The sequence below is a fragment of the Desulfotignum phosphitoxidans DSM 13687 genome, from assembly GCF_000350545.1.
Lineage (GTDB): Bacteria > Desulfobacterota > Desulfobacteria > Desulfobacterales > Desulfobacteraceae > Desulfotignum > Desulfotignum phosphitoxidans.
In genome coordinates this window covers 366,942-391,456 of record NZ_APJX01000004.1, presented here as the reverse complement: position 1 = coordinate 391,456, position 24,515 = coordinate 366,942, and the positions used below count along the sequence as shown (strand labels likewise).

Sequence of the window (24,515 nt, the reverse complement as noted above, 5' to 3'; positions counted from 1 at the left end):
AGTGTCATGACCGTTACAAAGCGATTTGCCCAATACATTGATGAGACCAAGTACGAGGATATTCCTCGTGACGTTCATCGATACGCCCGGTTATGCCTTCTGGACTGGATAGGGGTAACCTTGGGCGGGTCACGGGAGCCGATCAGTGACATTTTGATGGACTTCGTTGATATTGTCGGGGGTAATCCTCATGCCACCATCCTTGGAAAAGGGATCAAAACCAATCTGATTTTTGCTGCTCTGGTCAATGGTACCTTGTCCCATGCCTTGGATTTTGATGATACCCACAAGAATTCAGGAACACATCCCAGTGTTTGTCTGGCGCCAGCAGTTATGGCTGTCGGGGAATATATGAAATCATCGGGCCGGGATCTGATCACGGCCTTTGTTATCGGTTTTGAGGTGGGAGCCCGAATTGGGGCGGCGGCCGGAACTGCTCATTACGATTATGGGTGGCACGCCACTGCAACGATTGGTCGGTTCAGTGCCACTGCGGCAGCATCCAAACTCATGGGGCTTTCACAGGACCAGATCGTTAACGCCTTCGGTATTGCCGGAACCCAGGTCTCCGGACTACGGGAGGTTTTTGGTACCATGAGTAAACCCTTTCATGCCGGAAAAGCAGCCATGGATGGCCTTCTTTCTGTTGCTTTGGCAAAGCGGAATTTTGACAGCAGTAACGAAATCTTCGAGGGAAAGTTTGGCCTGAAAAATGTGTTTGCGCCCAAAGCCGATCCCAGCCGGCTCTTGAAGGATCTTGGCCGGAAATACCATATTACGGATATTGCTTTCAAACCCTATGCTTCAGCCCTGGCTACCCATTCCACCATTCAAGCGATCGAAGCTATGAAGGCAAAGGAAAAAATAACAGCTGCGGATGTCAAAAGTATTCAGATCGAATTCGGACAACTTCCTTTCAGTGTTGTCAACATCAAACATCCGAGAAGAGTGCTGGAAGGTAAGTTCAGTGTTTATCAATGTGCGGCCCTGGCTTTTGTTAAAGGTCGAGTCACTCCGGGTATGTTTACCCATGAATGGATTCATGATCCCGAAATTATCCGTTTTCGCGAAAAAGTTAATGTTTTACTCAATCCGGGTCTGAAAAAATTCGAAACCATCATCAAAGTGATTACCCAACAGAACAGGATTCTGGAAATATTTATACGGGAATCCAAAGGCTCTGCTTCAGATCCCCTGACATTTTTAGAAATGAAAAACAAATTTATGGATTTGGCTCTACCGGTTGTTGATCTAGAAAATGCAGAAAAAATTGTTGAATCTGTTAGACATCTGTCCGATATCCAGGATGTTAGTGCAATTATACAATTATGTCACCCTGCGTAAGATTGTTGATTAAATTTTACGGTACTGGCACAAAAAAATGGAACTCGAATATGAAAAGGAGGAAGTATGGCTAAAAAGAAAATAGGTGTATTGCTCTCAGGTTGTGGTGTGTATGATGGAACGGAAATCCATGAGTCAGTATTAACCCTTTTTTTTATCGATCAGTCCAACGCTGAGGCGGTCTGTTTTGCGCCGGACATTCCCCAGGCCCATGTCGTGAATCATTTGACCCAGGAGGAGATGTCGGAAACTCGAAATGTGCTGGTTGAATCGGCAAGGATAGCCAGAGGGCAGATTTGGAATATTGACGAGGTGGATGTGGCTGAGCTAGATGCTGTTATCCTGCCAGGTGGATTTGGAGCGGCTAAAAATTTAAGCGAATTTGCTTTTAAAGGTCCCCAGGGAAAGGTGAATGAGTCAGTGGCTTCATTTCTGAAAAAGATGATTGAAGCCGGAAAACCACTGGGTGCTTTATGCATTGCACCGGTCGCCGTGGGTATGGCTCTGAAGGACAGGTCTCCTGAATTGACAATCGGGAGCGAGCCGGAAGTGATTGAAGCCCTTAATGCGTTAGGTGTCAAACATGCCTTGTGCAAGGTAGACGAAATCTGTGTCGACTCGAAAAACAGCATCGTAACAACCCCGGCCTATATGCTGGGCTCCGGCATTGCAGATGTTGCCACGGGAATCCAGAAACTGGTTGAAAAAGTAATTGAAATGACACAATAGAGCACAGGTCTAATGCTGACTCACCAGTATTTGACTTGTCGAATGTTTTCAGTGGCAGAGATTCGACAGGTACTGCTTTCGGGGCGCATTCTATAGATTCACAGTTGAAACCACGGAAAAATTAGTGACAAAACTGGAGGCAGATGCTGTGTATAGTCTGGATGGAGTGCGAGTGTTTCATTATGATGAAAAATAATCAGCAATTATTATCGTGAAAGGCGATCATGAAGGGGCTTGAACTGTGCCGGAGGTTTTTTGAACGCCATGGTGCATCCATGATCAGCAAAGAGTTTTCTGGTTTTCGCCACCGGATTGCCGCAGGCATGGTTGGTGAGGGCTCTGAATGTCTGGGATTTGATGACCCGATTTCCAGGGATCATGACTGGGGGCCAGGATTCTGCCTTTGGCTGGATGACAACGATTTTGATGAAATTGGTAAGCCCCTTCAGTCAGCCTATGATCAACTGCCCCGCATGTTCATGGGATTCGTCCGAAAACCCGGGCCGTTGAGCAACGGGAAAGTCGGCGTTTTCAAGACATCAGACTTTTATAAACGATTTGTCGGCCTGGCTCATGCGCCCGAAACGCTTTTGCAGTGGGTTCGGCAGTCAGATGAATCTCTTTGCGCCTGTACCAGCGGAGATGTTTTTAGTGACCCACTGGGCCGATTCTCCCGGATTCGTCAAATCCTGTTGGATTTTTATCCAGAAGATGTCCGGATGTTCAAAATTGCTTGCCGGTGTGCTGCATGTGCCAGATCGGGTCAGTACAATTTTATGCGCTGTGCCAAGCGAAAGGAAATATTTGCTGCCGCCTATGCGTTGCATGATTTCTGTTCAGGCCTCATGGGGCTGGTCTTTTTACTGAAACGCCGGTATTCTCCATTTTTTAAATGGAAACACCGGGCAACCAGGGAATTGGGTGCCTTAGGGGCCGCTGTCCATGATCAGGTGAACACATTGATGCGTATCCGAAAGGATGAGGATAAACAAGCGATTGTTGAAAGTCTGAGTCTTTCTGTTATCAATGAATTGAAAAATCAGGGGCTCAGTGATTCGAACAGTGATTTTTTGCTGGACCACAGCCTTTCGGTTCAGAGCAGGATTTCATCTGACATGCTCCGACACAGCGATGTCTGGGGGGACCATTGAGCCGGAATATCCTGATCCTGGGGGGCAGTTATTTTGCGGGAAGGGCTTTGGTTGATCGGCTGATGCAGGAAAAAAAAGGTCAGGTTCACACCTTCAACCGTGGTAATATTCCTTTGAATTTGTCTGAGGTCAACGAAATATACGGCGATCGTACGGATCCTTTCTCCGTTCGGCACGATTTGCCTTACCGGACTTGGGATGTAGTCATCGATTTGTGCGCCTACAAGCCTGAGGATGTGGAAATGGTTCTGGAATTGATGAACGGAACTATCGGTCAGTATATCTTTGTCAGCACAATTAGTGTCTAGGACCATTCTGCCATGCTCCCTCTGGACGAGACCTCTTCGACTCTGGATGGCCCTCAGCCAAACTTGGGGGAATACGCTTTTTATGCGTTTGATAAGATACAAACTGAGAAGAAACTGGCGCAAATTTCCGGAAAAAAGATCAGGATCGTCCGGATGTCCGTTGCCACCATTGAAAAGCAAGGGATTCCTTTGCCTTTCTCCATTGATCAGCATCAGATTTATTCAGGGACCAGGCTTTACCGGAAGTTTGGTTTTCAGTCCACCCCATTAGTTCAGGGAATGGAAAAAACGTGTGGATTCTACAAGTCCAACCTGAAAAAAAAGGAGCTATAAAATGGATGTGTTAAAAAAAAACCGGAAGTTTTTGATCAAAAGCATCCTTGAGATGGAACTGAACATGTTTCAAAGGGTCAATGGGGGGCCAAGCGCACCCTGCCAGGAACAACCGGATGCATTCAAAAAGATCAGGGGAAGTATCTATTCGTTCTGGTCCCTTGACATGTTGGAATCCTATTACGGGGATTTAATCATGGCCCAGAGAAATAATCGGAATCTCGTTTATGAAAAATATGCCAGAATGGACAACAAGATTCCACCAATAAACAAGAGCCCGCTTATTGGAAAAATTGTCGAGATTGAACAGAAATGGCAGGAAGAACTAAAATCAGCTTATCCAGTGGTATATCGACATACCTGCCGGGATAGGAGCGTGGTTAAGGACGGAAGTGATTTTAAAGTTTATCTTGCCAGTGAGCTTGAAACTTTTGGTAACAAAACACTGGAAAAATACTACGACCATGTAAAGAAAGCCATTGATAAAGGAAAAAACTTATCCATGGAAATGCTCCGCAGGCTGGCTGAAAACAGTGGGGTGGAAAGTCTTGAAAAATTAGAGGCAGTTATGCAAAAACAGGTGAATCCATGAAATGGAATATCGGAAAAATCTTGAGCAAGCGTGAGGCGTTTAGCCCGGATAAAATCGCCCTGATATTTGAGGACACGCCTTTGACATACAGGGATCTGAATCGGGAGTCTAACCGGGTTGCCCATTTTTTTGCGGAAAAAGGATTGAAAAAAGGGGATCGGATTGCTGTGGACTTGCTGAATGGTCCTGAGTTTCTGGCATGCTATTTTGCGGCGGCAAAATTGGGACTGATCTTTGTCCCGATGAATTACCGACTTGTTTCACAGGAATTGAAATACCAGCTTAACCGGTGCAATTGCAGTATGTTGGTATTTAATGATCAATTCAAAGAATATATCGACCCCATACGGAATTCCCTGGATTTGAAAGAGGAAAATTTCGTGTGCGTGACCATAGATGGTGAATGTCCTGCCTGGGCTCTTGACTACCGGGGTGTCATCAGCCATTATCCTGCTGATGAACCGATTCCTGAACGCATCATTGATTTGGATGATCCGCTGACAATACTGTTTACCTCGGGAGTGACCGGCAGTCCCAAGGGCGCTGTCATCACCCATGGTCAGACCTATTTCAAATGTTTTCAAATAATCAATTATACAGATATGCGACAGGGGGACATCGTTCAATCGCAGGCACCTCTTTGTCATTCTGCCGGTCTTTTCGCTGTTTCCACGCCAGCTTTGAGCAGGGGGGCGACTTTGTTGATGCGGTCCGGATTCGATCCGGAGAAATTTTCCTTGGACATTGAGAGATACAGCGCTACCATTGTGTTTGGGCTCAGTACCATGATGCGTTTTGTGTTGAATTCAGGGGTCCTGGATAAAGTGGATTTAAGTTCTGTGCGGTTCGTCTACGGAGGCGGAGAAAAAACGTCCCAGACCCTTTATGATGAGCTGGCAAGAAAGGGTTTGAATTTGCTTCCAGGCTTCGGCCAGACCGAAAATTCCGCAATGGCCCTGATGCCAGAACATGCACCCCGATCGAAATACAAGTCTGTCGGAGTGGCCAATTTTTTTACGGAATTATGGATTCAGAACGAAAAAGGGCAAAGGGTCAAACCCGGAGAAATCGGTCAGATTATGGCTAGGGGTCCCAATGTGATGAAAGAATACTGGGATATGCCAGCGGAAACACGGACCACGATTGTGGATGACGTGTTGCATACCGGAGACCTTGGATATATGGATGAGGATGGCTATCTGTATGTTGTGGACCGGATGAAAGATATGTATCGATCAGGTGCGGAAAATGTGTATCCGGCTGAGGTGGAAGCTGAATTGATAAAGCATCCGAAAATCGAGCAGGTGGCCATTGTGGGCGTTCCCAATGAAAAATGGGGAGAAACCGGAAAAGCCTTTATTGTCTGTTCTGAAGGCCAGACAATAACCCATTCGGAAGTCGCTGAATATCTGGACGGTAAGGTCGCCAGATTTAAAATACCCGGATACACTCAACTGCTTGATTCAATGCCGCAGACTGTAACTGGTAAGTTGAGAAAGGGGGTGTTAAAGAAAAAATATTGTTAACTTCTTAGAATAATTGATATATTTTTATCTGTTTCCGAATAATTTTTGACTGTTTTTTTGAAAAATGTTTCGAATCTTTTATCATTTTTAGGATCTAATTCAGATTTTGCAAGAACAAGGTCTATATTTCTGATAAAATGTTGAAAAGTTGCTGTAAAAAAAGTATATAGTCAAAATTCTGATAAATGAGGATGAGACGCTAAACCTGCGTATCCCTCAAATAAAAAAGGAAACGGAATGAAGATACATGAATATCAGGCCAAGGAGTTGTTTCGAACATTCAATGTCCCGGTTGCCAGAAGCGGTGTGGCATTTTCAAAAGAAGAGGCACTCAAGGTTGCTGAAGATCTCGGTCAGTATCCAGTGGTGGTGAAAGCTCAGATCCATGCCGGTGGTCGCGGTAAAGGCGGTGGAGTCAAACTTGCGGCAAATTCCGAACAGGTGATGACCATTGTGGATCAGTTTTTGGGAATGCGTCTGGTCACTGATCAAACCGGACCGGAAGGCAGAATCGTCCGAAAAGTACTGATTGAAGCCGGTCAGAGTATTGATAAGGAGTTTTATCTGAGTCTTTTGGTTGATAGAAAGACTGAAAAAATAGTGATTATGGCAAGCCAGGCTGGGGGGGTCGATATTGAAAATGTTGCTGCAAAGACACCAGAAAAGATTATCAGGGTGTTTGTGGACCCACTTATAGGTATCCAGGGATATCAGATGCGGCAAGTGGGATTCCAGCTGGGTTTTCCGGCACCTGCCATGAAACAATTATATGGGTTGCTGTTCAATCTGTATCGTTTTTTTGTGAAATATGACGTATCTCTTGTGGAAATCAATCCATTGATTTTGACCTCGGAGGGAAATGTCATGGCTCTGGACGCCAAGGTGGATTTTGATTCCAACGCCCTGTTCCGGCACAAGGACCTGCTGGAATTAAGGGATCTGGACGAAGAAGACCCCATGGAGGTGGAAGCCTCGTCATACAATCTCAATTACATCAACCTGGACGGCAATGTGGGCAATATCGTCAACGGTGCCGGCCTGGCCATGGCCACCATGGATATCATCAAGAACGCCGGGGCCTCGCCTGCCAATTTCATGGATGTGGGGGGCGGCGCATCGGCCGAGCAAGTGGAAAACGCGTTCCGCATCATTCTGGCGGATCCGAAAGTCAAGGCCGTGCTCATCAATATTTTCGGCGGGATCTTAAGGTGTGACGTGTTTGCCAGAGGCGTGGTGGAAGCCGCCAAAAAGACCGGCGTTACCGTGCCCGTGGTGGTGCGCATGGAAGGCACCAACGTGGAAGAGGGCCGGCAGATTCTGGCGGACAGTGACCTGAACCTGACCAGTGCATCAGACCTGGCCGATGCAGCCGAAAAAATCGCAGCAGCAGTGAACTAAAGGAGAAAAGGGTTGTGAGTATATTTGTCAACAAAGATACAAAAGTACTGGTACAGGGAATTACCGGCAATGAAGGCAGTTTCCATACCAGACAATGCATATCGTACGGGACCCGGATCGTGGCCGGGGTCACCCCGGGCAAGGGCGGACAGAAAATGGACGACGTCCCGGTGTTCAACACCGTGGCCGGGGCCGTCAAGGAAACCGGTGCCGATGCGTCCCTGATTTTCGTGCCCCCGCCGTTTGGGGCCGATGCCATCATGGAGGCGGCTGATGCCGGGGTGTCGCTCATTGTGGCCATCACCGAGGGGATCCCCATCCTGGACATGGTCAAGGTGAAAAATTTTTTAAGCAGTAAAAAATGCCGGTTGATCGGTCCCAACTGCCCGGGAATCATCACGCCCGAAGAGTGCAAGGTCGGGATCATGCCGGGTATGATTCACAAAAAAGGCCATGTGGGTGTGGTGTCCCGGTCCGGGACCCTGACCTATGAAGTGGTGGATCAGCTCACCAAAAACGGCATGGGCCAGTCCACCTGCATCGGCATCGGCGGGGACCCCGTGAACGGCACCAATTTCATCGATGTACTGTCCGCGTTTGAAGCGGATCCGGACACCCACGCCATGGTGATGGTGGGAGAGATCGGGGGCAGTGCCGAAGAAGATGCCGCCGCCTATATCAAGGCCCATGTCACCAAGCCCGTGGTGGGATTCATCGCCGGGCTCACGGCCCCGCCGGGCCGCCGCATGGGACATGCCGGCGCCATTATCTCCGGATCCAGCGGGACCGGAGACGCCAAAATCAAGGCGTTCAAGGAAAACGGCATTCATGTGTGTGAAAATCTGGGACGGATCGGACAGATCTGCAAAGAGGTATTTTAGCTGACCCCGGGGTCGGCCTGGACCATAAAAGGAGGTTACCATTGGAAAGTTATATTATTGAGGAATACAAACCAAGAAGCAGCCGGCTACCGGCCCGGCTGGATCTGGCCCAGAGCGGCACGGGCCTGATCCTGGGGCTGTTCATGTGGGTGCACATGCTTCTGGTGGGCAGTATCATTCTGGGCAAGGGCGCGTTTGATTTCGTGGCCAAAACCATGGAACTGGCGTTTTTGTCTAACACAGGGCACGGGTATCCCATTGCCGTTTTTTTCGCAGTATCCGGGGTGTTTACCCTGTTTATCGTTCATGCGCTTTTGGGGATGCGCAAGTTTCCCATTTCCTGGCGCCAGCACCGGATCATGAGAGATCAGATGCAGATGATGAAACACACGGACACCAATTTGTGGTATATCCAGGCCGTGACCGGTTTTATCATGTTTTTTGCCGGGTCCGTGCATCTGTATACCATGCTGGTGAACCCGGGCAGCATCGATCCGTTTCTGTCCGCAGACCGGGTGGTGTCCGGCAATTACTGGTTTCTGTACCTGATTCTGCTCATCTGTGTGGAACTGCATGCCAGCATCGGCTTGTACCGGCTGTGCATGAAATGGGGATGGTTCACAGGCAAGGATGCCAGAAACTCCCGCAAAAAAATTAAAACAGTGAAAAACCGCCTGACCATTTTCTTTCTGGCCATCGGATTTCTGGCGCTGGCCATGTTCGTCATCATCGGTTTCCAGCACCGGAGCAATGCCGGTGAACCCTATCAGGGAAGCGCCTACCAGAAGACATCCCCTGTCGTGGAGGAAAAATCCGCATCAGCACCGGATGTTGACGCAGAAAAACCGGCGGCTGAATCCAGCGCCGCCCATCCGGCAGACACATCCCATGACACCGATACCACTCCGGCAGCATCAGACGACGCGTCAGACAAGGCGGCAGCAGTGACCCATGACACGGCGGATACTCATGACACAGCCGATACCCATGAAGCGGCCGCAGCCGACCCTGATACGGCTGATGCCCATGATGCAGGGGCAAATCATGATACAGACCCCATGCCTGAGACTTCATCGGATGCGGGGGCCCATGACGCCACCCAGCCTGCCACTGAAACGCATTAAAATATAAGGATTTCTCAATGAAAGTTATATATACGGATTCACTTGTCATCGGCGGCGGCCTGGCAGGGCTCAGAGTTGCCATCGCCTCCATGCAGCGGGGGTTTGACACCATTGTCCTCTCGCTGATCCCTGCCAAACGGTCCCATTCCGCAGCGGCCCAGGGCGGCATGCAGGCCAGCCTGGGCGCCTGTGTCAAAGGTGACGGAGATGATGAAGATGTACATTTTGGAGACACGGTCAAAGGCAGTGACTGGGGATGCGACCAGGATGTGGCCAGAATGTTTGTCAACACGGCCCCCAAAGCGATCCGCCAGCTGGCGGCTTGGGGGGTTCCCTGGTCCCGGGTCAGAGGCGGGGACCGGGAGGTGATCATCAATGGTGAAAAAGTCACCATCACGGAAAAACATGAAGCCCACGGCCTGATCACGGCCAGAGATTTCGGGGGTACCAAGAAATGGCGCACCTGTTTCACTTCCGACGGCACGGGCCATACCATGCTGTATGCCATGGACAACAAGGCGATCCAGCTGGGCATCCCCGTGCATGAACGAAAAGAGGCCGTGGCCCTGATCCATGAGGACGGGGTCTGTTACGGGGCCATTGTCAGAGACCTGATCACGGGTGAGCTCATCGCCTATGTGGCCAAGGCCACCACCATTGCCACGGGCGGGTATGGAAGGCTGTATGCCGTGACCACCAACGCCGTGATCTCCGAGGGCATCGGCACAGCCATTGCCCTGGAAACCGGGGTGGCCGCCCTGGGGAACATGGAAGCCGTCCAGTTTCATCCCACGGCCATCGTGCCCGTGGGTATTCTCACCACGGAAGGATGCCGCGGTGACGGCGGGCTTTTGCTGGACAAGGACGGATACCGGTTCATGCCGGATTACGAGCCGGACAAAAAAGAGCTGGCCTCCCGGGACGTGGTGTCCCGGCGCATGACCGAGCACATGAGAAAAGGCAAGGGCGTGCCCTCTCCCTATGGGGATCATTTGTGGCTGGACATCACCTTGCTGGGCAGAAAACACATTGAAAAAAACCTGCGGGAAGTCAAAGAGATCTGCGAGTATTTCCTGGGCATCGACCCGGTAAAAGAATACATTCCCGTCCGGCCCACCCAGCATTATTCCATGGGCGGGGTGAGAACCAAAGCCACGGGGGAAAGCCCCACCCTCAAGGGGTTGTTTTCCGCCGGGGAAGCCGCGTGCTGGGACATGCACGGGTTCAACCGGTTAGGGGGCAATTCCGTGGCCGAAACCGTGGTGGCCGGCATGATCGTGGGTGAATTTGTGGCCGATTATTGTGAAACCAGTTCCCTGAATGTGTCCACCTCCACCATCGAGCATTTTGTAAAAAGAGAGGAAAAGAAAATTGCAGACCTGCTGGTCAGAGATTACGGGGAAAACCCCTATGAACTCAAAGCGGAGATGCAGCAGATCATGATGGACAAGGTGGGTATTTTCCGCAACGGGCCGCATCTGGAACAGGCCGTGGAAGAATTGCAGGTACTCAACCAGCGGGCCCGAAGCATTGCGCTTCGCAACCGGATTTCATCGTCTAATCCCGAACTGGTGGAAGCCATCCGGGTGCCCAAGATGATCAAGCTGGCCCTGTGCGTGGCCTATGGCGCCATGCTAAGAACCGAAAGCAGAGGGGCCCATGCCAGGGAAGATTATCCGGAACGAAACGACCGAGACTGGCTCAAACGCACCCTGACCACCTGGCCGGATGAGACCGCGGATCTGCCCGATGTCTCCTATGAGGATCTGGACGTCATGAAAATGGAAATGCCGCCGGGGTCCCGGGGATATGGCGTGGACAACACCATTCTTCATCCGGACACGGAAAAACGGATCGCTGAAATCGAAGAGATCAAAAAAGCCAATCCCAAGGCGGACCGGTTCGCGCTTCATCAGCTGCTGAATCCCACACCTATTCCGGAAAAATTTAAAGGTAAAAACGAGCGTATCGGCAGGGGGTACAAATAATGGACGATCAGGCAAGAGTGTTGAAATTTCAGATATTCCGCTACAACCCCCAGAAAAAGGGGGACAAGCCCCGGATGGTGACCTATGAAATCACGGAAGCCCCGGGTATGACCATATTCATCGCGTTGAACGAGATCAGAGAAACCCAGGACCCGTCCCTGCAGTTTGATTTTGTGTGCCGGGCCGGTATCTGCGGGTCCTGCGCCATGGTGATCAACGGGCAGCCGGACCTGGCCTGCCGGACCCTGACCGCCAAGTTCCCGGACGGGGAGATCAAACTGCTGCCCTTGCCCGGATTTGAACTCATCGGAGATCTGTCCGTGAACACGGGCAAGTTCATGCGGGCCATGAGCGAGCGGGTGGAATCCTGGATCCATGATAAAGAAGCGGACCTGGTGAATTATGATGAGCTTGAAGAGCGCATGGACCCGGATGTGGCCGACGAGATCTATGAACTGGAACGGTGCGTGGAATGCGGGGCCTGTGTGTCTGCCTGCGCCACCAAGCGGATGCGTCCGGATTTTCTGTCTGCCGTGGGGTTCATGCGTCTGGCACGGTTTGCCCTGGATCCCAGAGACAAGCGGACGGATGAAGAGTTCTACGAAATCATGGGCAATGATGACGGGGTGTTCGGGTGTATGACGCTTCTGGGGTGTGAGGACTATTGTCCCAAAGACCTGCCCCACCAGACCCAGATCGCGTACCTGCGGCGCAAAATGGCGCTGATCCGATGATGGTCAGACAAGAAATCAAAAAAGGTGACTTATGACTGAATTCAATTATGATCCGCTGTTTCCTTTGGGCGAAGACACCACTGAATACCGGATGCTGACCAGAGATTTTGTCCGGACCAAGGAGTTTGAAGGCAGCGAAGTCCTTCTGGTGGAACCCCGGGCCCTGACCCTTCTGGCCCAGACCGCGTTCAAAGATGTGGCCCACCTGTACCGGGTCGATCACTTAAAGCAGCTGCAAGCCGTGATGGAAGATCCGGACAGTTCCGACAATGACCGGTACGTGGCCCTGGAACTGCTGAAAAACGCGGTGATATCCGCTGAAAAAATATATCCCATGTGCCAGGATACGGGCACGGCCATTATCATGGGCAAAAAAGGCCAGCAGGTGTGGACCTGGTCGGATGATGAAAAAGAGCTGTCCAAAGGGGTGTTTGAAGCCTATACCCAAAATTACCTGCGGTACTCCCAGAATGCGCCGCTGACCATGTACCAGGAAAAAAATACCAAAACCAACCTGCCGGCCCAGGTGGATATCGCTGCGGTCCAGGGGGATGAATACGGGTTCCTGTTCATGGCCAAGGGCGGGGGATCCGCCAACAAGACGGCGTTGTTCCAGATGACCAAGGCCGTACTCAATTCCGAGGAGAGTCTCTTGGATTTTATGGCCGATAAAATGAAAGCATTGGGTACTACAGCCTGCCCACCATATCACATCGCGTTTGTCATCGGCGGCACGTCGGCGGAAACCAACCTTAAAGCCGTGAAACTGGCTTCAGCCAGGTTCCTGGATACCCTGCCCACCAAAGGCAGTGATACGGGGCATGCGTTCCGGGATGTTGATCTGGAGGAAAAAGTGCTGGCACGGGCTCAACATTTAGGCCTGGGTGCCCAGTTCGGTGGAAAGCATTTCGCCTTAGACATCCGGATCATCCGTATGCCCCGGCACGGGGCATCATGTCCCATAGGCATTGGAGTTTCCTGTTCCGCCGACCGGCAGATCAAGGGCAAGATTACCAGACAAGGAATCTTTCTGGAACAGTTGGAAGAAAATCCATCAAGCTATCTGCCAAAGGTTGAACCTGAAATCAAAGCCGGAGTTCATATCAATCTGAATCGGCCCATGGACGAAATCCGGTCCGAACTGTCAAAATATCCAGTTTCCACGAGACTTTCTTTAACTGGAAAGATTATCGTTGCCAGGGATATCGCCCATGCCAAATTCATGGAACAGTATCAGCAGGGTAAAGGCCTTCCATCCTATTTGAAAAAACATATCATCTATTATGCCGGACCTTCGAAGCGCCCGGAAGGAGAATTGTCTGGTTCATTCGGACCTACAACTGCATCTCGCATGGATCCTTATGTCCCGATATTCCAGGAGCAGGGTGCCTCTCTGATCATGCTGGCCAAAGGAAACAGGAGTAGGGAGGTAACCGATTCTTGCAGGATACACGGTGGCTTTTACCTTGGGTCTATTGGAGGGCCTGCGGCCCGCCTGGGCAAGGATTTCATCAAAAAAGTGGAACTCAAGGAATACGAAGAACTGGGCATGGAAGCCGTGTACATGATCACGGTGGAAAATTTTCCCGCCTTTATCATCGTGGATGACAAAGGCAATGATTTTTACGCCGGCCTGCTCTGATCCGTTTTCTGTATAGGGAAGACTGCCAATAATTCGCCCGGGTTTCGGCCGCTGCCTGCTACAGGTTTGCGGCCAGGGCCAGGGCGTTTTTGTTGATGCCGGCCTTAAGACGTTTGTGCACATAGTCGTGGACCTGGTCTTCAAAGGCCAGAAACACCAGTGTGGCCCGGACGGGTGTGATTTCCAGGTGTGTGAGGCCGGGCAGCCGTTCAGCGCGGGGTTTGGCCAGGCCGGCCAGGGTGATGCGGATGCTCTGGACGGCCTCGGTCACGGGCAGGGTGACGGGCACATGGATATTCTCACGGATATCCCGGTCCATGTTCGGGGCCGGCTGGCCTAACGTCACCCGGGAGGCCAGATTCAGAAAAATCCTCGGCCGGACCTTGAAGGCCGGTGCCCAGAAAAACACTTCCTGGTGCTCCCATTCCGGCAAAACGGCCCGGGGAAGGTTGGCCAGCCGGGCCAGATCAGCCATGGATGACAGGGCCAGCCCAAAGATGCGGGCCTGGATTCTCCAGAACGGCACCATCACATCGGTTCTGGATTTTGGCCGGGCACACCGGAACTGGATTTTTGTCAGATCCTGGTTTCCGGGTTTCCACAACGTGCTGCAGTTTCTACAGATCAAAATTAAAGAATCGTTTGCCCCTTCCAGGTTCCATCCGCAGGCCGGACAGATGCCCGGTACAAACCGGGTCTGCTTTTCCGGGCGGCAGCCCGGCAGATCGGCCAGTCCGGGTCCGGTGTCTGCCCCAGGTCCCACCACCCGGTTCAGAATGGCATCCACCAGTTTGCCGTTTTGGGCATAAAACGGGGCATAGATCAGGCTCAGGGTTTCTCCGATATGTTCGGTAAACCCGGTATCAGAAGGGGGGCTCATCCGCCGGGACCGTTGTTCTGCCTGATCCAGAACCAGTGCCCTGTCTGCCGGGCGCAGGAACCGGCCGGCCGTCTTCGGGGTGATCTGTTTGAGGGGCAGGGCCTGGGACCGGACCCCTAAAGAGACGGGCAGACCTAAAAACGATCCTTCCAGGGCCAGGGCTGAGATGTCCAGAAACCGGTGGGAGACGCCGGCCGGGGCGCAGGTATAGCGCAGCCCCTTGAACCGCCAGTAGGGCACAAACAAAAGATCCGCATCTGCCGGGGCCTCCGGATGGGCTGCGGCTTTCTCAGATCTGGCAAACAGGTACCGGGGAAATCCCTGAGAACTAATACAGGACTGGACCCGGCAGAACGCACAGGTGAAAAACCGGGTTTCCTCGTCTAAGACAATAGGGGCCCCGCACTGGGGGCATTGGTGTTCGACCCGGAAACTAATGGCGCGCACCGCACTGGTTGCAGAACACGGCTTCCGGCAGATTTTTCGCCCCGCACCGGGCACAGATTTTTTCTGTGGGCGCGGTTTGAACGGGGGTGCCGCACCGGGGGCAGAACCGGGTGTTGGGGGTGATGTTCTTGCCGCACTGGGTGCATTTTTCAAAAATCACCTGCTGATGGCCGCAGAAAGGACAGAAATTGGCATCTTCAAAAATCGCGTGCCGGCATTCCGGGCATTTTGCAGTGGGGGCGGATGTGCCCGTGTTTTGAGGCGCTTCCCCGGTCAGTTGTCTGGCAAACATGCCCGGCAGCATCAATCCCAGTCCCATGCCCATGCCGGCCTGGGCCCCGCCCGTCCCCGTGCCGTCCGGGTTTTCCGCAATCTTTTCCATGGCCATGGCGGTTTTCATCTGCATGAGTTTGTTCATGTCGTCAAACACGCCCAGCCGGCTTTTGTCGTCAATGGCTTTCTGCACCTCGGGCGGCGGAGTGATGGCATTGATATACAGCTGGGTGAGATTCAGGCCGAACTTGGAAAAATCATCTCTCAGCCGTTCGGCCAGGCTTTGGGACAGTTCATCATACCGGGCCGGCAGATCGAATATGGTGTCGATCTGTTCTCCGATATGGTCATTGAACCGGGACACCACCACCTGGTTGAGGTAATCTGCCACGCTCTGGGTGGAAAAAATCCCTTGAGTCCCCACCAGGCGGTTGACAAACAGCACGGGCTGCACGATTCTGATGTTGAACACCCCGAAGGCCCTCAACCGGACCAGTCCTAAGTCCCGGTCCCGGAACGCCACGGGGTCCCGGGTTCCCCATTTCAGGTTGACAAAGGTTTTCAGGTTGGTGAAATACACCTCGGCCCGCAGGGGACTGGTAAATCCCCAGGGCAGGCTGGCCAGCTTGGTCAGAATCGGGATGTTGGCGGTTTTCAGGGTGTGGCGGCCCGGGCCGAACGCGCCCACGGCCTTGCCGTTGTAGAAAAACACGGCGGCCTGGCTTTCTCTGACCACCAGCTGGGCCCCATATTTAATGTCTGCGGAGCCGGTTTCCGGCAGCCGGTGGACCAGTGCCTCTCCCGTATCGTCAAACCATTCCAGCAGTTCCAGAAAAACAACGTTGCGGGTGCCCATGGCTTTTTCTCCTTGCAGGCGGTTCTGAGTGGATTGGCATTCAATTTACCGGCCCGGCCAAAGTCTGTCAAACAAATATTGATAAATCCCTTGACAATTTCAGTATCCCATCCCATGATTCCGGGGCGTTTTTTTAAACAGGCACACAGGTGACACACATGATCAAAAAATACTGGTTCTTCATGGGCATGGCCATCATGGCGGCACTGGCGTTTGCCCTGCCCGGGATCGGCCCGGTCATCAAACAATATAATGTCCTGAATATCGGGATTTTCCTGGCGTTTCTGCTGACAGGCCTGTCATTGGAAACATCCACGGTGCTGGATCAGCTCAAAGATGTCAAAGTACTGGCAGCGGCCTTGTTTTCTTCGCTGATCTTTTTTCCGGCGGCCGCTTTTTATGCGGCCCGGTTTTTTTTAAGCGCGTGGCCGGATTTTGTCATGGGTGCGTTGATCATCGGTGCTGCTCCTGTCACCGTGGCTTCGGGCACGGTCATGACGGCCATGGCCGGGGGCAATGTGCCCTTGAGCCTGTTCATCTGCGTGCTGGGCAATTTCGCCGCCATCTTTACCATTCCGTTCATGCTCAACCTGATCCTGGCCGTGGACAATGCCGCCATGGAGCTGCCCATCCTCCAGATGCTTGCCGGATTGACCTTTAAGGTGCTGCTGCCCACAATCATCGGCCAGGTGCTGCGGCCCCGGGTGAAACACCTGTTGCCGCCCCACAAAGCAAAGATGTCCATTTTCAATCAATGCATTGTGCTGCTGATCATTCTCAACGCCGTGGCCAGTTCCGCGGACAGCATTCTGGATGTGGGACCGGTGCTGTTTCTGGTGTTGTCGTTCATGATCGGCCTTCATGTGTTCATGCTGGTTTTCAACTATTATCTGGGCAGGATCATCGGCCTGGATCTGCCGTCCATCGCTGCTTTCACCATCCACACCTCCCAGAAAACCCTGACCGTGTCCTACCTGGTCTGGGCCGGGTATTTCGCCGTTGCCTATCCCATGGCCCTGATTCCGGCCATTGTGTATCACCTGACCCAGATGATCATGGATACGTTGGTGGCCCACCGGTTCGGCCGGGTGATCCGCCGCCGGTCATCCTGATTTTCCTGAATCCGGAGCCATATCCAGCAATTCCCGCGCCTTTGCTGTGATGTCCGCCATGGAAAACGGCTTCTGGATAAAAGCCACCCCTTCATCGAGTCTCCCCTGATGGGCAATGACATTGGCCGTATAACCGGACATGAACAAGAGCCGGATGCCGGGGTACAGGGCCGTGATTTGCCTGGCCAGGTCACGGCCGTTCATCTCCGGCATGACGACGTCCGTTATGAGCAGATCAATGGCACCGGCATGGTTTTTTGCTTTTTCCATGGCTTCTGCCGGTGTGACGGCGGACAGCACCGTATATCCTTTCCTTTCCAGCATTATCCGGGTCATCCTGAGAATGGACGGTTCATCTTCTACCAGCAGAATGGTTTCAGTCCCCCCGGCCGCTGTTTTTTTCTCAGAAACGGCCGTATCTGCGGGGTCATCGTCCACAAACCGGGGCAGATAAATGCTGAAAGTGGCGCCCTGGCCGGGCTCACTGTATACATTGATAAACCCGTTGTTCTGTCTGACAATGCCATAGACGGTCGCAAGCCCTAAGCCCGTGCCTTTGCCCACCTCCTTGGTGGTGAAAAACGGCTCGAACAGATTTTCCAGGGTGTCTTTATCCATGCCGCAGCCATTGTCACTGACGGCCAGCAAGGTATAATCGCCGGGAATAAATCCCTGATGGTCATTGCAATAATCCTCATCAAAGGTTTTTCTCCCCGTTTCAATGGTGAGTTTGCCCACACCGGAAATGGCATCCATGGCGTTGACACACAGGTTGGCAAGGATCTGATCGATCTGGGTTGGGTCCATTTTAACGGGCCAGACATGGGCCGCCGGCTGCCATACCAGGTCGATATCTTCTCCGATCAGGCGGCGCAGCATATTGAGCATGCTTTCCACTGTGTCATTGATGTCCAGTTGCTTAGGGGAAATGGTCTGTTTTCTGGCAAATGCCAGCAGTTGTTTTGTGATATCCGCCGACCGTTGTGCCGCGTTCTGAATTTCTTTTAAGTCATCATGCAGATCGTGATTTTCATCTGCCCGCAACAATGCCAGCTCCGCGTGTCCCAGGATCACCCCCAGCATGTTGTTAAAATCATGGGCCACACCCCCGGCCAAACGGCCCACGGATTCCATCCGCTGTGCCTGGTTGAGTTGCGTCTGGAGCACATCCCGGTCCGCTTCAGCCCGCTTTCGTTCCGTGATGTCCTGAAAGATACATGCAAATTGACCCGGGGCCGGACAAAACGCCGTCACTTCAAAATGTTTTCCAATTTCAGCCGAATAATTTTCAAAGGTAATCGGTTCGCCTGACAGGGCCACGGCCCCATAGGTTTCAATCCAGTAACTCTCGGTGGTGGGCAGAACATCCATCACGGTTCTGCCCACAACGGATGCGGCTTTCAGGCCGGTCATGCGCTCGAATGCCGGGTTGATATCCAGAAAGCGATAGTCCACAGGGGTTTTTGAATCATCGCAGATGATCTCGTGCAGGGCAAATCCGTCCAGCATCTCCCGGAACAAAGTTTTGTACTCCTGCTCCGCTTTTTTGCGCGCCGTAATATCCCCATAGGTAACGACCACCCCATATTTTTCCAGATTCAGCGGGGCCGCAGACACATTAATCCAGGTGATCCGGCCGTCGGGTTTCACGATTCCCATTTCAACATTTTCAATCTGACGTTTCTTTTTTAACGCCCTCACACTGGCATACTCATCCGTGGGCATCCGCGTTTTATCGGGACGGATAATGCGCCACTGATCCCCATCTAACCGGCGTTCCTCGTGTTTGTTTTTTGCAAGTCCCAATAATTTTTCAGCCATGGCATTGGATTCCACGATGTTTCCTTTGTGATCCGACACCGTAATTCCTAAGGGAAATGTATTGAACAGGACCCGGTACTTTTCCTCGCTTTGGCGCAGGGCTTCTTCCACACGTTTGCGGTCCGTGATGTCATGAAAAATACAATGGGTCTGTTGGAAATTGCCTGTTTTGTCCCTGGTAATCTTCCCGGTAAAAGAAACCAGAATCAGGGTTCCGTCTTTTTTGACCATTTCAAACTCAACCCCCAGAATTTCTCCGATCGACTTGAACCGCGGAAAATTCTCTTTGAAATGATCCCGCCAGTCCGGATGCAGAAAATCAGCAAAGGATTTGCCAATGACGTCTTCTCTGTCATATCCGAGGGTGTCCAGCCAGGTTTGATTGACAACGATAAAACGGCCGTTTTCATCAAGGGATTGATACCCTAAGGGCGCTTTTTCATAAAGCATCCTGAACAGGCCTTCGTTTTCCTGCAACGCTTTTTTGAAATAGGCATGCTCGGATTCAATTTTTTCCAGTTCCTGAATCCGTTGTTCCAATTCTTCATATGTGGGTTTCACTGTCATATCAGCCCCGTTTGAAATTTCCCAGGCACATGCATGTTGTCGGGTTACATTTTTGGGTGAAATTCAAATATCCTGCAACCATTTTCCCTGAACAAATCGAGCATATCAGGTTTTGAACGGCATGGGTATCCAAAATTTTTTCACCCCCATGGCATGGTTCAGAATTCAGTTATTCCGGAGAAATAATTTTAACAGTTGGGAAATAGGTTTGGTACCTGTTTTTATCTCGCGTGATTAACGCAAGATCTAATACAGCGGCTTGGGCACCGATAAAAAAATCCGGCAATGGGGATTTCTTTGCACCTTTATGCTTTCGATATTTGAGAAAAGCTTTACCGGCAAGGAAAAGGGATTCCTTTGGCATTTCCAGCATCTGAAAACCGCTTTTTGAAACGGCCGCTTCCAGTTCCTCAATCTTATTAAATCCAATGGAAATTTCAGAATAGATGATTGGGTTAATGTATAACAGCGTATGATGGGCATATTCAGTAAGAGCGGCCTCCGACCATTCAGCCCAGACAGGATCATTAAGAAAAACATCCAGGATAATATTGGAATCCACAAGCAGGCCTTTCATAAATCATCTCTTGTGAGTGCCATAATTTCGTCTGTGGTCATTTTGACCGTCGCAATACCCCGAAGTTTTTTAAACTTGCGGGTGGCACGGGCGGTTCCTTTTCGCTTGACCAAAAAGACCCGGTTTCCCTCCTGTAAAAAATCAATCTCCGTGTCTGGGGTTATCCCTAATTTTTCCCGTATGTGAATGGGTATCGTAACCTGCCCTTTTGTCGTCACTCTCATTTTTTCCTCCAGTATTACGTATTACTGGTAAGGATAATACATGGTTTTTGATAAATCAAATATGTTTTCATCGAACCCTGCTAAAATGCCATGAAGGTCGTGGTTGCTGAATGCGGTATTAAAAAAAGTGTCCGTCCATTCCCTCAAAAAAGATATTTTCTTATAATATAGTCATCATTTCATCATGTCCGGACTTGTTCAATAACCGGATAAGATCGTGGTTCGCTCATCTCACACGATCTATCCTTATTCGTTAAGGCAATTTACCATACCTTTTCATAATTGAATCTGCCAGATGACTTCCAGCGCTAACAAGCCGCGCGAGCACTCTGATTTGTTCCCTACATTGTTCATCTGTAATTGCTGTTGGATAATTCATCGTATGATCAACTTCCCCCCAAACCTCTTCAAGTAGTGTTCTGACTTGAATCTCACATGTAATTTTACTTTTTGTGTTAGGTTTCAGAACATAGTGTATGCTGGTGTAGAAACTGTCTTTTTGTTCAGTATTTATGTCGAGAGAATTAAAAAATTTAATTGAATCAGGGTCCCATGTATAAGCCTTTGGATCTTCAAACAATACAAAATCTCCTTCTTCGACTTTTTGCATTATAGCTCTATGAATTTTTTCAAATTGTGTAAGATAAAGGTGAAGAACCCTAACACCAGCGATATCAGTAATCCTCTCGAACAAATTATCCTTATTTATTTCACCAATACGTTCTTCTTCAGGTTTTTCATGATCTTCACTGTTCTTTCGATCAATTTTTTCTAATAGGTGGTCGGTATCCTTTAAACGATGCCTAATTGAATGAACAACTCCTTTTAATGATCGGGCTTCAAAAAAATACCTGACGGTTTTGTGGAACAGTTCAATGGAATCGAAATTTTTATCATACAAAATAAGGAGTTCGGCGTATTTTTCTTTCAATTCGTTGCTCATTCATCCCTCCACTGCTTCAATTCTCGCCAAGAGATCATCAGCGAAAGAATGATATAAATCTCGTTTTTCGTAATACAATTTTCTATTACCTGATATAGTACCGACATCTTCAGGCAGTAAATTCTCGAGATTAGGAACTTCCCACATGGGGACTCTATATTTCTGAGCCATGGATGGAAGAGTATTATGAGAATGCATTACAGCTTGCCCACCGATTGGTTCAGCGACAACAACATCTTTTAATTGCTCATAACATTCCTTAGGTATGTATCGATTTATTACATTGGGGAGTTGCTTTACATACGAATAATGAGCTGCTGCTAGGTTTAGATCATTTTGTCCTGTATATTTTCTTGCATTGTAAATAGTAAATCCTAGAAATTTAACAAAATCTTTCGGGAAATAATCTCTTTTCCTGTCTGATAACAGGCTGTACATAGTATTGAATTGATTCTTCCAATTTTTAAGTGCTTGACCGATATTTGTAATACCAAATGTAGAAAACATATCTGGCATACAGGGGACAAAAAAACCTGTCGAAGTTGAGATTATTACACGATTTAACATGCCCAAGCTTGGAGAAGTATCTATAATTGCCATCTTGTAGCCAAAATTTTTTTCTGCTTCTAGACAGATATTTCTTATACTTGTTATTATTCTTAGTGCTGGAGGTTTACCCATAAAAGCGTCACTCCAAGATTTGGCGATTGCATCTTCATAGGAATGCAAACTTAATCTACCTGGGATTAGTCCTAAATTGTCTTTGGTTTGGTATGTTTTCCCGATTGAAAATGATTCAAAAACTCCATCTTCAATCGGTTTCAACAAGCAATGAATCGATCGGGGGGTTTCAATAAATTTTTTAAATGTAATTCCAGCATCACTAAGTGCATTTTGAAAGTCTTCGATAAACGGCTCTTCTTCAAACCACATTTTTTCAAGTTCATCAGGCGATATACTCTGAAGAGTTAAATTAGTGTCTGACCGAAAACTCAGAACGCCACGTTTTTCAAGGGGATGACGGCTAAAACTTATTTGAAATTTTTACTTATAATTGAATTGCTTGTTGATTTTTACTGATTTCTGTGTTAATATAACCTATTAATAATTAACGAGATTTTAACAAACGAGAGAAATCGAAAGCAATTCAAATTTCAACACCCAAACAAAACTTCGAGGTTGTTTTGCGTAAAATTTTTGAACCACAAATGACATTCGGGCAGACCCCTATCGACCAAATCAAACTTGACATGAGGGCCAGGGATGAAATTCCCAAGCTGCTTTTGGGGCTCCAGCATATCTATTGCGATCAAGATCTGCGAGAAAAAGTTTTTGCCATCCTCAAAAACTGTGATTCCGGAAGACACTGACTCCAGAAATGGACGTCCGGGAATGGACCTGTGGAAAATCCTTGTGATGGGCACCATCCGGCTCAATTGCAATTGGGATTACGATAAGCTCCAGGAGATGGTGAACAACCACAGAACATTAAGGCAGATGCTGGGACATGGTATGATGGACGATGACATCACCTATCCGCTTCAGACCCTGAAAGATAATGTCAGGCTTCTGACACCTGACGTTCTTGATAAAATCAACACCCTGGTTGTACAAGTAGGTCATAAACTTCTGATGAAAAAAAAACTTCGGACGATGAGACATTGATGGGACGGTGTGACTCATTCGTTGTTGAAACCGATGTTCATTTTCCCACAGACATCAACCTGCTTTTTGATGCAGTCCGAAAAATGATTCAAATTGCCGCTATTATCAGCCAGGGCATTGGAACGAGTATGTGGCGGCAATCAGCATATAATATCAAAAAATTTAAACGGCTATATCGGATAGTTCAGCGATTGAAACATTCCACATCCAAGGATGAAAAGAAAAAGGCCAAAAAAGCTCGGCAGATTATGGATGCCCACAAAGCGTATATCGAGCTTGCTGAAAAATACATTTTAAAGGCGAAATCGACCATTGAAATGATGGAGTCATCCGATATTATTAATGCGGTCCGAGCCCAAGAGTTGCAAACATATATCAATTTCGCGCTTTGGCAAATTGATCTCATAAAACGCCGGGTGTTACAGGATGAAAAAATCCCGCATAGAGACAAGATTTTTTTCAATTTTCGAACCTCACACGGAATGGATTTCAAAAGGCAAAGCCGGTGTTACCCCAGGAATTGGGACTGCGGGTATGCATCCTGGAAGACCAGTATGGGTTTATCCTGCACCACCGGGTGATGGAGAAAGAAACCGATGATAAGGTGGCAGTTGCAATGGTAAGATCGGCACAAAACAAATTTTCTGGCCTCAAGGGATGCAGTTTTGATAAAGGATTTTATACCCCTGGTAACAAAATGGACCTGAAAAAAACATTGAATATTTTGGTGCTCCCGAAAAAAGGCAGATGCAACAAGGCTGAATGTGAAGAAGAAACAGCAAAGGATTTTATTCGTTTTAAAAGAAACATTCAGCGGTTGAATCGGCTATAAACGGGTTGGAAAATCATGGTCTGGACAGATGCCCGGATCATGGTATTCAAGGATTTAAAAGATACGTGGGCCTGTCTGTTCTGGCAAGAAACCTCCAGATCATGGGGCATAATATACAACAAAAAGGATTGAAACAGCTGCAACGGTTTGAACAGCGCAAAGCCGCTTAAAAACAGGCCATTGCATCAAAAACAGCACGTCAAACACTACAGGTGTGCCCGAAAAATGGGAAAGTCGTCAAAAAACGACTATCATGAAAGCACTTTCCCCGGTTTGTGATAGCAGGAGGACCAACAATTGAAAATTTTGTCAGGCATGTGCCCCGGAAAATCTCAAAATCGGGGTTTCCGGCCAGCCACAAATTAGACTGTGGATCTAAATCAACCATGAGGGTTTTGATACCTTTCTCTGCTAATGCATGGGCTAAATGGAAACTTAAGGTTGATTTGCCAACCCCTCCTTTATTGTTAAAAACGGAAATTATTTTCATATAAGGATCCTTTTTGGGCACTTAACGCCGCTTTTCAGCGGGCGCGGCTTTTTGCGCTCCGCTGCAAAAGCCTAGTTG

General features: G+C 49.4%; 22 protein-coding genes and 1 pseudogene. 15 read left to right on the top strand and 8 right to left on the bottom strand.

The features are described 5' to 3' along the window. Positions 1-6: 6 nt before the first annotated feature. From DPO_RS11480 to DPO_RS11420, 13 genes are all read left to right on the top strand, one after another. Positions 7-1,344, top strand: a complete 1,338-nt coding sequence (locus DPO_RS11480) for an MmgE/PrpD family protein (RefSeq protein WP_006966086.1) — start codon at positions 7-9, stop codon at positions 1,342-1,344. Between the two features lie 66 nt (positions 1,345-1,410). Next, complete coding sequence (elbB, locus tag DPO_RS11475; RefSeq protein ID WP_006966085.1) at positions 1,411-2,073, top strand: isoprenoid biosynthesis glyoxalase ElbB; 663 nt, start codon at positions 1,411-1,413, stop codon at positions 2,071-2,073. Between the two features lie 224 nt (positions 2,074-2,297). Beyond that, positions 2,298-3,224 (top strand): DUF4037 domain-containing protein, encoded by a 927-nt coding sequence (locus tag DPO_RS11470; RefSeq protein ID WP_006966084.1) that lies wholly within the window; start codon positions 2,298-2,300, stop codon positions 3,222-3,224. Further along, a complete protein-coding gene (locus tag DPO_RS11465; RefSeq protein WP_024333916.1) occupies positions 3,221-3,532 on the top strand; it encodes an NAD-dependent epimerase/dehydratase family protein in 312 nt (103 codons plus the stop codon). The genes DPO_RS11470 and DPO_RS11465 overlap by 4 nt, the downstream gene beginning before the upstream one ends. 12 nt (positions 3,533-3,544) lie before the next feature. Continuing rightward, positions 3,545-3,865, top strand: coding sequence for a hypothetical protein (locus DPO_RS11460; RefSeq protein ID WP_006966082.1), 321 nt, complete (start codon positions 3,545-3,547; stop codon positions 3,863-3,865). Position 3,866: 1 nt separating this feature from the next. Continuing rightward, positions 3,867-4,457: a DUF4125 family protein gene (locus tag DPO_RS11455; RefSeq protein ID WP_006966081.1), complete on the top strand. Its 591-nt coding sequence runs from the start codon at positions 3,867-3,869 to the stop codon at positions 4,455-4,457. Further along, positions 4,454-5,983: a class I adenylate-forming enzyme family protein gene (locus DPO_RS11450; RefSeq protein WP_006966080.1), complete on the top strand. Its 1,530-nt coding sequence runs from the start codon at positions 4,454-4,456 to the stop codon at positions 5,981-5,983. The genes DPO_RS11455 and DPO_RS11450 overlap by 4 nt, the downstream gene beginning before the upstream one ends. A 237-nt stretch (positions 5,984-6,220) precedes the next feature. After that, positions 6,221-7,381 carry an ADP-forming succinate--CoA ligase subunit beta gene (sucC, locus tag DPO_RS11445; protein ID WP_006966079.1) on the top strand — a complete coding sequence of 387 codons (1,161 nt, stop codon included), beginning with the start codon at positions 6,221-6,223 and terminating at the stop codon, positions 7,379-7,381. 14 nt (positions 7,382-7,395) lie between these two features. Beyond that, entirely contained in the window at positions 7,396-8,262 is an 867-nt protein-coding gene (gene sucD, locus DPO_RS11440; RefSeq protein WP_006966078.1) for a succinate--CoA ligase subunit alpha, read from the top strand. Positions 8,263-8,303: 41 nt separating this feature from the next. Beyond that, positions 8,304-9,386 carry a fumarate reductase cytochrome b subunit gene (locus tag DPO_RS11435; protein WP_006966077.1) on the top strand — a complete coding sequence of 361 codons (1,083 nt, stop codon included), beginning with the start codon at positions 8,304-8,306 and terminating at the stop codon, positions 9,384-9,386. Positions 9,387-9,403: 17 nt separating this feature from the next. Next, entirely contained in the window at positions 9,404-11,374 is a 1,971-nt protein-coding gene (locus DPO_RS11430; RefSeq protein ID WP_006966076.1) for a fumarate reductase flavoprotein subunit, read from the top strand. Continuing rightward, on the top strand, positions 11,374-12,108 hold the full coding sequence (locus tag DPO_RS11425; RefSeq protein WP_006966075.1) for a fumarate reductase iron-sulfur subunit: 735 nt from the start codon (positions 11,374-11,376) through the stop codon (positions 12,106-12,108). Before DPO_RS11430 ends, DPO_RS11425 begins: the two co-directional genes overlap by 1 nt. A gap of 31 nt (positions 12,109-12,139) precedes the next feature. Then, the gene (locus DPO_RS11420) at positions 12,140-13,750 is read left to right on the top strand and encodes a fumarate hydratase (RefSeq protein WP_006966074.1); all 1,611 of its coding nucleotides are present in this window, start codon (positions 12,140-12,142) and stop codon (positions 13,748-13,750) included. Between the two features lie 58 nt (positions 13,751-13,808). Here DPO_RS11420 and DPO_RS11415 read toward each other — a convergent pair whose 3' ends face one another. Continuing rightward, on the bottom strand, positions 13,809-15,077 hold the full coding sequence (locus DPO_RS11415) for a hypothetical protein (RefSeq protein ID WP_006966073.1): 1,269 nt from the start codon (positions 15,075-15,077) through the stop codon (positions 13,809-13,811). Continuing rightward, positions 15,064-16,206, bottom strand: a complete 1,143-nt coding sequence (locus DPO_RS11410; protein ID WP_006966072.1) for an SPFH domain-containing protein — start codon at positions 16,204-16,206, stop codon at positions 15,064-15,066. Before DPO_RS11410 ends, DPO_RS11415 begins: the two co-directional genes overlap by 14 nt. 158 nt (positions 16,207-16,364) lie before the next feature. Here DPO_RS11410 and DPO_RS11405 point away from each other — a divergent pair, with 158 nt between their 5' ends. After that, the gene (locus DPO_RS11405; protein ID WP_006966071.1) at positions 16,365-17,318 is read left to right on the top strand and encodes a bile acid:sodium symporter; all 954 of its coding nucleotides are present in this window, start codon (positions 16,365-16,367) and stop codon (positions 17,316-17,318) included. Here the strand turns inward: DPO_RS11405 and DPO_RS24565 are convergent. From DPO_RS24565 to DPO_RS11380, 5 genes are all read right to left on the bottom strand, one after another. Beyond that, positions 17,310-19,706, bottom strand: a complete 2,397-nt coding sequence (locus DPO_RS24565) for a PAS domain S-box protein (protein ID WP_006966070.1) — start codon at positions 19,704-19,706, stop codon at positions 17,310-17,312. The two genes, DPO_RS11405 and DPO_RS24565, sit on opposite strands and share 9 nt — an antisense overlap. Positions 19,707-19,875: 169 nt before the next feature. Further along, complete coding sequence (locus tag DPO_RS11395; RefSeq protein ID WP_006966069.1) at positions 19,876-20,283, bottom strand: type II toxin-antitoxin system VapC family toxin; 408 nt, start codon at positions 20,281-20,283, stop codon at positions 19,876-19,878. Beyond that, complete coding sequence (locus DPO_RS11390; RefSeq protein ID WP_006966068.1) at positions 20,280-20,507, bottom strand: AbrB/MazE/SpoVT family DNA-binding domain-containing protein; 228 nt, start codon at positions 20,505-20,507, stop codon at positions 20,280-20,282. Before DPO_RS11390 ends, DPO_RS11395 begins: the two co-directional genes overlap by 4 nt. Positions 20,508-20,760: 253 nt before the next feature. After that, positions 20,761-21,450, bottom strand: coding sequence for a RelA/SpoT domain-containing protein (locus tag DPO_RS11385; protein ID WP_006966067.1), 690 nt, complete (start codon positions 21,448-21,450; stop codon positions 20,761-20,763). Then, complete coding sequence (locus DPO_RS11380) at positions 21,451-22,383, bottom strand: ParA family protein (protein ID WP_006966066.1); 933 nt, start codon at positions 22,381-22,383, stop codon at positions 21,451-21,453. It abuts the gene before it with no gap. 251 nt (positions 22,384-22,634) lie between these two features. On the opposite strand from DPO_RS11380, the pseudogene DPO_RS11370 reads away from it, so the two are divergent. Beyond that, a pseudogene (locus DPO_RS11370) lies at positions 22,635-24,117 on the top strand (ISNCY family transposase). 29 nt (positions 24,118-24,146) lie between these two features. Here DPO_RS11370 and DPO_RS11365 read toward each other — a convergent pair. Beyond that, positions 24,147-24,437 carry a ParA family protein gene (locus DPO_RS11365; protein ID WP_040011821.1) on the bottom strand — a complete coding sequence of 97 codons (291 nt, stop codon included), beginning with the start codon at positions 24,435-24,437 and terminating at the stop codon, positions 24,147-24,149. Between the last annotated feature and the right edge of the window lie 78 nt (positions 24,438-24,515).